A 9,335-nucleotide genomic window follows, 5' to 3' on the forward strand; every position below is an offset into this window, starting at 1 on the left:
ATCGCGGCGCGCCAGCCGAGTAGCAGCACGGCGGTCGAAATCGACGCCACCACAACGAAACTCGCTGCCACACCGGCGAGGTCAGCCGCCGTGCAGTTCGGCGGTTCGGCAGCGGCCAGCGGCATGGCACCGAAGAACATCGCACCGGCAATCGCGCCGGTGCCGACCGCGCCAGCTACCCCACGCCGCGCAGTACGGGCCGAGAGAAACATGGATGAGCTCCTTCATCGGAAGTGATGTGCCGGTAACCGTGGCCGGTTACTGACGAAGACCAACTAGGACCAACGCTCAAAAGCTAAGCAGAATGTCTTCAGACTTTCCTGCCTTGCGGTGAGCAATCCTGAAAATCTTCTGAAAACGCAGCTCGTACGGCCCGCCGCCGGGTGTCCGGTGTCGTGTCCGGTCAGGGCAGACCGGCGATGGCCGAACCCGGCCCGGCTGTCGTGCCCTGCGATGCCGGGGACGCCGCCGGGGTTTGCGCGGTGGCGGCCAGCCCGGTCCCGTGCGCGTCGGGCGCCTGCGCCGGCAAACTCGCGGGCAGACCGCCGCCCTGCTGGGCGGCCTGCATCAAGCCGGCCAGTTGCGGCAGCGTGAGCGGCAGCTTGCACGTGCCCGCCAGGCTCGCCAGCGGCTGCTGCAACTGCTGCATGTCTTTGGCCACCTGCGGGTTGGCATCGAAGTACGTCTTCAGCGCGCCGAGCGACTGCGGGCCGGCCTGCTGCTTGCTGATCGTGGTCAACGCCTGGTTGGTCTGCGGGTGCTCGTCGAGGTAGTCGCCGGTCGACGTGGCCACGTTGCCGATCGTGCGGGCCACCTCGCTGGCGGCGCAGGGATCCTGGGCGGCGGTCGCCGACGGGGTCACCAGCGCCGCAAGCACGCCGCCGCCGACGGCAGACGCGGCGAACACCCCGAACATTCCGCGTCGCAGCAATGCGGTGGTCGTTTTCATGGACAACTCCTTACGGTTTGCGAACGGCGGCGAACATTCGAACGGTCCGCAAACACTTTTCGCGATGGACATCAATCAGTCCCCGACGCCGAAAACGGCCGACTCACATCCTGCCATCCGGGCCGTGGCCACCGCCAATTCAGCAAGCAGACGCACAGGCAAGACTCGGCCGGCGGACATCCGCGGTAACAGCGGCCGCGCCATTCACGAGAAACGGATAAGAGCAGCTTGAGGCGTTGCTGGCAGATTTCTCCGACGCTTTGAAGTGGCGGCACCTTACCGCACGCTGCTGTACGCTTCGGCTACGAAACGCCGGGGAGAAAGCGGGGATTTCCAATCCAGCAGTTCATGATGCGCTTGAGTTCCACCCTGCGCAGATTCCGCTGGGCGGTGTTCGCCGTATGGCTACTTCTCCTGATCCCGTCGATCTGGCTCGCGGTCAACCAGTCCAGCCACCTCACGGGCGGTGGATTCGAGGTCGAAGGTTCGCAGTCGCTGCGGGTGCAGCGCGAACTCGAGGAGCAGTTCCCCGACCAGGGCGCCTCTCCGTTGGCGCTGGTCGCCGCGCCGCGTGCCGACGCCTCGTTCCAGGACATGAACGATGCTGTCGCCCACCTCGAACGCCTCGCCGCGGAAGTGCCCAGCGTCAAGGTGGTCCCGAACCCGCAACAGCCGCCGCCCCAGCCCGACCGGCCCTACGTGGTGACCCTGCAACTGGACTTCGACAACACCGGCGCGGTGGACGTCGCCAAACAGCTGCGCCAGAAGGTCGGGATCAACGGCGAGGACCCCGGCGGGATCGAGAACGGCAAAGTCAAGCTCTATGTCATCGGGCAGGGCGCGCTGGGCGCGGCCGCCTCGCAGGCGACAAAACACGACATCGCCCAGGCCGAGCGGTGGAACCTGCCGATCGTGCTGATCGTGCTGCTCGCCGTGTTTGGGTCACTGGCCGCCGCGGCGATACCGCTGGTGCTCGGCGTGTGCACCGTCGTGGTGACGATGGGCTTGGTCTACCTGCTGTCGATGGTCACGACGATGTCGGTCTTCGTGACGTCGACCGTGTCGATGTTCGGCATCGCGCTGGCGATCGACTACTCACTGTTCATCTTGATGCGGTTCCGCGAGGAGCTGCGCGCCGGCCGGGATCCCGAGCAGGCAGCGGACGCGGCGATGGCCACCTCCGGTCTGGCGGTGGTGCTGTCCGGGGTGACGGTGATCGCCTCGGTGACGGGCATCTACCTGATCCAGACCCCGGTGCTGGTGTCGATGGCGACCGGCGCGATCCTCGCCGTCGCGGTGGCGGTGCTCACCTCGACCACGCTCACCCCGGCCGTGCTGGCGACGTTCGGGCGGGCGGCGGCCAAACGCTCGTCGTACCTGCACTGGTCGAGACGGCCGGAGACCACCCAGTCACGGTTCTGGACGCGGTGGACCGGCTGGGTGATGCGCCGGCCCTGGCTCTCGGCGCTGGCCGCTGCGGCGTTCCTCGTCGTGCTCGCCGCGCCCGCATTCTCGATGACGCTCGGCAACAGCATGCAACGCCAGTTCGAGCCGACGCACGAGATCCGCGGCGGCGTCAACGCCGCGGCCGAGGCGCTGGGTCCGGGTGCCCTCGGCCCGGTCCGGGTCCTGGTGGCATTCCCGGACGGCAACGCCGCGTCGGCCCCGGCCAAACAGCCGGTACTCGACGCCCTTCGTAAACGCATGGCGCAGGGCCCGCACGTGGTTTCGGTCAGCCCACCGACGTTCGGCGAGGACTATCGGCACGCGTTGCTGTCGGCCGTGCTGTCGGTCGACCCCGAGGACATGGGCGCCCGCGACACCGTCGACTGGATGCGCGCGGAGCTGCCGCGGGCTCCCGGCGCCCAGGGCGTGCACGTCGACGTCGGCGGACCCACCGCGCTGATCAAGGACTTCGACGACCGCGTCTCTGCCACCCAGCCGCTGGTCTTCCTGTTCGTGGCGTTGATCGCGTTCCTCATGCTGCTGGTCGCCATCCGGTCGGTCGTGCTGGCGTTCAAGGGCGTGCTCATGACAGTCCTGTCCGTGGCCGCCGCCTACGGCAGCCTCGTCGTCGTGTTCCAGTGGGGCTGGCTGGAAGGGCTGGGATTCGAGCGGCTCTCGTCGCTGGACAGCACGATCCCACCGCTGGTGCTGGCGATGACCTTCGGGTTGTCGATGGACTACGAGATCTTCCTGCTGACCCGCATCCGCGAACGTTTCCTGCTCACCCGCAACACCCGCGACGCGGTGGCCTACGGCGTGAGCACCAGCGCCAGGACGATCACCAGCGCTGCGCTCATCATGATCGCGGTGTTCATCGGCTTCGCGTTCGCCGGGATGCCGCTGGTGGCGCAGCTGGGCGTGGCGTGCGCGGTGGCGATCGCAGTGGATGCGACGGTCGTGCGGCTGGTGCTGGTGCCGGCGTTGATGGCGATGTTCGACGAGTGGAACTGGTGGCTGCCGCACCGGCTGGCCCGCATCCTGCCGTCCGTGGACTTCGAGAAGCCCCTGCCCAAGGTGGAGACGCCGGACCTGATCATCATCCCTGACGACCTCACCTCGGTGGGCCCGACGGGCTCAGAGCTACGCTCGGTCGTCAGGTCCGCAGCTAAGCTGAAAACCCTTGTGCCCCAAGCTGTCACGGTCACCGATCCGCTGGCCTTCAGCGGCTGCGGCTCGGCCGCCCCGGCCACGACCAAGATGCGCAGCGCGGGGCGCGTCAACGGCCACCGGAACGGGCGCACGGCGCCGGCCCCCGCATCGCGGCCCGTGCATCCGGTGACGATGTGGGGAGGACGGCTTTCGGTGGCCCTCGACGCGCTGGAGACCGCGTCGTCGGACTGCGAACCGGCGTCGATGGAGCGGCGCAGCCCGATGGAGACGACCAACGTCCAGCTGCCCACCGGCGACCGGCTGCAGATTCCGACGGGTGCGGAGACCCTGCGGCTGAAGAGCTACCTCATCATGTGCCGGAACACGGCCCGCGACTACGCGGAGTTCGCCGATCTCGTCGACTGCATGGAGACGCGCACCGCGGCAGAGGTGCTCACCGCGATGGACCGGTACTACTGTGGTCATCGGTCAAGGACACAATGGGTGGCGACGCAGCTGGTACGCCGACTGGCCGACCCTCAGCCTTCCGACGAGCACGACGCCCGGATGTCGGGTCCTGAAGCGGAGGCCGAGTGGGCGAAGGTCAGGGAGCGCTGCCTGTCGGTGGCGGTCGCGATGCTGGAGGAGGCGAGGTGACGGTGACTCCCGAGATCCGGGATACCCACCGCCGCGGGGCCGCCTCCGGAGGTCGGTCGCCCCAGCCCCCCGCCGCGAAGCCGGCCGCAGACGACGCGCGGCCGGTGGAGTTCTGGCCGACCGCCGCGATCCGTGCCGCCCTGGAGACCGACGACCTGGCGGTCTGGCAGCGCATCGTGGCGGCGATCAAGCGGGACCCGTTCGGCCGCACCGCCCGCCAGGTCGAAGAGGTTCTCGAGACTGCGCGGCCCTACGGCGTGTCCAAGGCGCTCGCCGAGGTGCTCACCCGCACCCGCGAACATCTGGAAGCCAACGAGCGCGCCGAGGTGGCCCGCCACGTGCGGGTGCTCCTCGAGCACTCGGGCCTGGGCGAGCAGGAATTCGCCTCCCGTATCGGTGTGCCGGCGCAGGATTTCGCGGCTTTCCTCAGCGGCAAGACCAGTCCGTCGGCGGCGTTGATGGTGCGCATGAAGCGGTTGTCCGACCGGTTCGCCCGGATGCGGTCCAACCGGCCCAACGGCTGACGTTCGGGGTATACGGCCCGGATGGACCTCGAGCAGATACTGCGGGAGACCCGCACGGTGGCGATCGTCGGCGCGTCCCCCGACCCCTATCGTGCCAGCCACGACATCTGGACGTACCTCAAAGCGAACAGCGGCTACGAGCTGTATGTGGTGAACCCGACCGTCACCGAGATCGACGGCACACCGGTCTATCCGTCACTGGCCGACCTGCCCGTCGTGCCCGATCTCGTCGACGTGTTCCGCCGCCGTGAGCATCTGCCCGCGGTGCTCGCTGACACGGTCGCTGTCGGCGCCAAGGTGCTGTGGCTGCAGCTCGGCCTCTGGGACGAGCAGATCGCCCGCGACGGTGAGGCCGCTGGACTGCGTGTGGTGATGGACCGCTGCATCAAGGTCGATCACGCCCGTCTGCTCGGTTAGCGCGAGTGGATCGGCGACACGTCGTCGACCAACCACCTACCGTCGGTCTTCAACAGCGTCACCCGCAGCGCCAGCACGGCCGTGTCGGGCGGCTTGCCGGGCGAGGTCTGCGTGGCGTGCATGACCACTGCGACGCTGGCGGCGTTGGGCCCGATCGCCTCGACACCGGCCGAGACGGTGCTTGCCTGCGCGGACACCTTGCGGCTCGCCAAATCGTTTGCGACAGTGGCGAATTCCTTCTTGAAGGCTTCGGCTCGTTCCGGTGACATCATCGTCGTCGCCCGGTCGATCGATGACGTCGGGCTCTGCGGGGTGAACGTGGCCGAGGCCTCGGCGACACTGCTGGCGATACCCACGACTTCCGTGGTGTCCTTGCGCAATGTGCGGTCGGGCACCGTCCAGTTGAAGTAGCCGACCACCACCGCGGCGGCCAGCGCCGCGGTCGCGACCGCCACCACTCCGAGGCGTAGACCGGGGCCGTCGTCGTCGGTACCGACCGTCACCGCGTCGCGCCGCGCCAGCACCGCGTTGACCACGACGCCCTCGACGATCAGCAGGCACAACACCGAGCACACCGAGACCCACCACAGCGGCCAGTCCAACGCGACGCCGATGTACACCAGCGCCGCCACCGCCGCCAGCGGAGCTGCGACATCGAAGACGCCGACCCGCCAGGCGTTCCTCATCGGATCGGCTCCAACCGCGAGACCATCAGCTTGCCGTCCACGTCGGAGACGTCTAGCCGCAAATTCCAGCGCACGGTTTGGGGTTTCTTGTCGCCGGCGTTCTCGCTGACCGACGTCGCCACCACCAGGACGGTGTCGGTGCGCGAGGCGAACTCGTCGATGTCCGACTGTGGTTGGGGCTGTCGGGCACCGGCAGGTGCCGGCGCAGGGTGGTAGATCGACTCGACCGCGACCGAGTCGATCTGCCCGGTGGTGCGCGCCTGCAGTTTCTGCACCAGGTTGCGGTACGGCTCGACGGCCGCGTCGAAGTCCGCGTTGAGCTGGCCGACCGTGCCCTCGTGCAGCTTGACCATGTCGGATTCGACCGTGTCCTTGTTCATGTTGATCAGCACGCTGGTCCAGTCGGCGGCGGCCTGCATGGCCCTCGCTCGATATCTCAGTTCGTCGGTGTGGTCGCGGTGCTGCACCCAGATCAGGGCGGCCAGCGCCACCGCGACGACGGCGATCAGCCCCAGCACCGCCGACGCGATGCCGTAGCTGGTGAAGACCCGGCCGTCCTCGGCTGTGGTGGGCTCGTCCTCGGGCATGGGCGTGAGGGTACCGGCCGGCTCTGGCACCCTGGTGGGGTGACGGTAGAAGCAATCAAGTCGGGCATCGACCTGAGTCACGTCGACGCCGACGCCCGCCCGCAAGACGACCTCTTCGGCCACGTCAACGGCCGCTGGTTGACCGAGTACGAGATGCCCGGCGACCGCGCGACCGACGGCGCGTTCCGCTCGCTCTACGACCGCGCCGAAGAACACGTCCGCGACCTGATCACCGAGGCGGCCGCATCAGGAGCGGCGCAGGGCACCGACGAACAGCGCATCGGTGACCTGTACGCCAGCTTCATCGACGAGCAGACGGTTGCGGCGCGCGGTGTGCAACCGCTGCTGGACGAACTGGCGGCGATCGACGAGGCCGACAGCCCCGACGCATTGGCGCGCGTACTGGGCGCCCTGCAGCGCACCGGAATCGGCGGCGGCTCGGGCGTTTACGTCGACACCGACTCCAAGGACTCGACGCGGTACCTGCTGCACCTGAGCCAGTCAGGCCTGGGCCTGCCCGACGAGTCGTACTACCGCGACGAGCAGCACGCCGAGATTCTCGCCGCCTACCCACAGCACATCGCCGCGATGTTCGCGTTGGTGTACGGCTCAGACGGCGATCACGCCGAAACCGCCGCCCGTATCGTCGCGCTGGAGACCAAGTTGGCGTCCGCACACTGGGACGTCGTCAAGCGCCGCGACGCCGACCTGACCTATAACCTGCGCACGTTCGCGGACCTGCCCATCGAAGCGCCGGGCTTCGACTGGGCCGGTTGGGTGGCCGAGCTGGGCGCCAGCCCGCAGAGCGTTGCGGAAGTCGTTGTGCGGCAGCCTGATTACCTCACCGCGTTCGCCGCCGCGTGGTCCGGATCAGATCTCGAGGACTGGAAGCAATGGCTGCGGTGGCGAGTCATCCACGCCCGCGCCTTCCTGCTGACCGACGACTTGATCGCCGAGGACTTCGACTTCTACGGCCGTAGGCTGTCGGGCACCGAGCAGATCCGTGACCGGTGGAAGCGGGCGGTCTCGGTGGTGGAGAGCCTGATGGGTGACGCCGTTGGCAAGCTCTATGTCGAGCGGCATTTCCCGCCGCACGCCAAGGAGCGGATGGACGAACTCGTCGCCAACATCCGCGAGGCTTACCGCGTCAGCATCAACGCGCTGGACTGGATGACACCGCAGACGCGGGAAAAGGCGTTGACCAAGCTGGACAAGTTCACCCCCAAGATCGGTTATCCGAAGAAGTGGCGCGACTATTCGGGCCTGGCGATCGAGCGCGACGATCTGTACGGGAACTATCGGCGCGGCTACGCCTTCGAGTACGACCGGGAACTGGCCAAGCTCGGCGGGCCCGTCGACCGGGACGAATGGTTCATGACGCCGCAGACGGTCAACGCCTACTACAACCCCGGCATGAACGAGATCGTCTTTCCCGCAGCGATTCTGCAGCCGCCGTTCTTCGATGCCGACGCCGACGACGCCGCCAACTACGGCGGCATCGGGGCGGTGATCGGCCACGAGATCGGGCACGGCTTCGACGACCAGGGAGCCAAGTACGACGGCGACGGGAACCTGGTCGACTGGTGGACCGACGAGGACCGCACCGAATTCAGCGCGCGCACAAAGAAACTGATCGAGCAGTACGACGAGTTCGTGCCGCGCCAACTAGCCGACGACCACCACGTGAACGGGGCATTCACGGTCGGCGAGAACATCGGCGACCTCGGCGGGTTGTCGATCGCCCTGCTGGCCTACCGATTGTCCCTCAAAGGTGAACCCGCGCCGGAGATCGACGGACTGACAGGCGAACAGCGCGTGTTCTTTGGCTGGGCGCAGGTGTGGCGGACCAAGTCCCGTGACGCCGAAGCAATCCGGCGACTCGCGATCGACCCGCACTCGCCGCCGGAATTCCGGTGCAACGGCGTCATCCGGAACATGGACGCGTTCTACGCAGCGTTCGACGTCAGCGAGAACGACGCGCTGTACCTGGAACCCGAACGGCGCGTGCGGATCTGGAACTAGGTTTCGCTCAGAACATCTGCCAGTCCGACGCGCCGTCGGGCTGGTTGTAGATTCCGACCGAGTTCTTGATGACGACGGGATCACCGCTGCCGAAGTTGTCGTAGAACCACTGCGCGTTGGCTGGGCTGAGGTTGATGCAGCCGTGGCTGACGTTCTCCTCGCCCTGCGAGCCGACCGACCACGGCGCGCTGTGCACGAACGCGCCGCTGTTGTCGATGCGCACCGCGTCCTGCACCTTGACCTTGTAGCCGTCGGCCGAGTTGACCGGCACGCCGTAGGTCGACGAGTCCATCACGATGTCGGCGAATTTCTCCAGCACGTAGTAGGTGCCGTTCTTGGTGTCATGACCTTTCTTGCCCATGGACACCGGGAAGGTCTTCTCCAGCTCCCCGTTGCGACGGACCTCCATCTGCAACGTCTTGTTGTCGATGGTCGCTACGAGTTGCTCGGGCACCCTGAAGCTCGACTTGGTACCGGAGGCGTCGATGTTGACCACCGTGCCCGCTGGCCAGAAGTCCTGCGGGCGCCACCGCACCTGGGTGTCACTGGTCCAGTAGAACCGACCGGGCACCGGCGGGTTCGACGAGATGTGGATGGCCTGCTCGGCCATCTGGCGGTTGGCGATCGGCCGCTGGAAGTTGATGTAGATCGGCTTGGCCGCGCCGACGATCGAGCCGTTGGTCGGGTTGAAAGACGGCGGTGCGAACACCGGCGCCCCGATATAGGGCGTCGGGTTCTGGCCGGCCGGAGTCCCCTGCGGGATCGGCTGCTGCTGGGCCAGCGGATCGGGCGGGGCGAAGAACGGGTTCGACGGCGGCGGTGGTCGACGGGGTCTCGGTACTGGCACAGATGGTGTGGACGATGAAGTCGACCGGCACGCTGGCCTACCACCGCGAGT

General features: G+C 67.5%; 8 protein-coding genes and 1 pseudogene. 4 read left to right on the forward strand and 5 right to left on the reverse strand.

The features are described from left to right. Together A5663_RS05515 and A5663_RS05520 are read right to left on the reverse strand one after the other, a co-directional pair. Positions 1-212 (reverse strand): annotated as a pseudogene (locus A5663_RS05515) (hypothetical protein); the annotation flags it as partial. Between the two features lie 191 nt (positions 213-403). After that, a complete protein-coding gene (locus A5663_RS05520; RefSeq protein ID WP_068145007.1) occupies positions 404-949 on the reverse strand; it encodes a hemophore in 546 nt (181 codons plus the stop codon). A 348-nt stretch (positions 950-1,297) separates the two neighbouring features. On the opposite strand from A5663_RS05520, the gene A5663_RS05525 reads away from it, so the two are divergent. From A5663_RS05525 to A5663_RS05535, 3 genes are read left to right on the forward strand one after another with little or no spacing between them, the layout of a single operon-like run. Next, the gene (locus A5663_RS05525; RefSeq protein ID WP_068144988.1) at positions 1,298-4,201 is read left to right on the forward strand and encodes an MMPL family transporter; all 2,904 of its coding nucleotides are present in this window, start codon (positions 1,298-1,300) and stop codon (positions 4,199-4,201) included. Continuing rightward, on the forward strand, positions 4,198-4,725 hold the full coding sequence (locus A5663_RS05530) for a hypothetical protein (RefSeq protein ID WP_068144991.1): 528 nt from the start codon (positions 4,198-4,200) through the stop codon (positions 4,723-4,725). The genes A5663_RS05525 and A5663_RS05530 overlap by 4 nt, the downstream gene beginning before the upstream one ends. A 21-nt stretch (positions 4,726-4,746) precedes the next feature. Continuing rightward, positions 4,747-5,142: a CoA-binding protein gene (locus A5663_RS05535; RefSeq protein ID WP_068144993.1), complete on the forward strand. Its 396-nt coding sequence runs from the start codon at positions 4,747-4,749 to the stop codon at positions 5,140-5,142. Here A5663_RS05535 and A5663_RS05540 read toward each other — a convergent pair. Together A5663_RS05540 and A5663_RS05545 are read right to left on the reverse strand one after the other, a co-directional pair. After that, a complete protein-coding gene (locus tag A5663_RS05540; protein WP_068144996.1) occupies positions 5,139-5,828 on the reverse strand; it encodes a hypothetical protein in 690 nt (229 codons plus the stop codon). The two genes, A5663_RS05535 and A5663_RS05540, sit on opposite strands and share 4 nt — an antisense overlap. Then, positions 5,825-6,415, reverse strand: coding sequence for a hypothetical protein (locus A5663_RS05545; RefSeq protein WP_068145000.1), 591 nt, complete (start codon positions 6,413-6,415; stop codon positions 5,825-5,827). Before A5663_RS05545 ends, A5663_RS05540 begins: the two co-directional genes overlap by 4 nt. Positions 6,416-6,454: 39 nt before the next feature. Between A5663_RS05545 and A5663_RS05550 the strand changes: the two genes are divergently transcribed. Continuing rightward, positions 6,455-8,437, forward strand: coding sequence for a M13 family metallopeptidase (locus tag A5663_RS05550; RefSeq protein WP_068145004.1), 1,983 nt, complete (start codon positions 6,455-6,457; stop codon positions 8,435-8,437). A 7-nt stretch (positions 8,438-8,444) separates the two neighbouring features. Here the strand turns inward: A5663_RS05550 and A5663_RS05555 are convergent. Then, the coding region (locus A5663_RS05555; RefSeq protein ID WP_231976697.1) for an Ig-like domain-containing protein at positions 8,445-9,335 on the reverse strand (891 nt) is incomplete at its 5' end.

Origin of the sequence: Mycobacterium sp. E740, from assembly GCF_001672895.1 — a bacterium.
Classification (GTDB): Bacteria; Actinomycetota; Actinomycetes; order Mycobacteriales; family Mycobacteriaceae; genus Mycobacterium.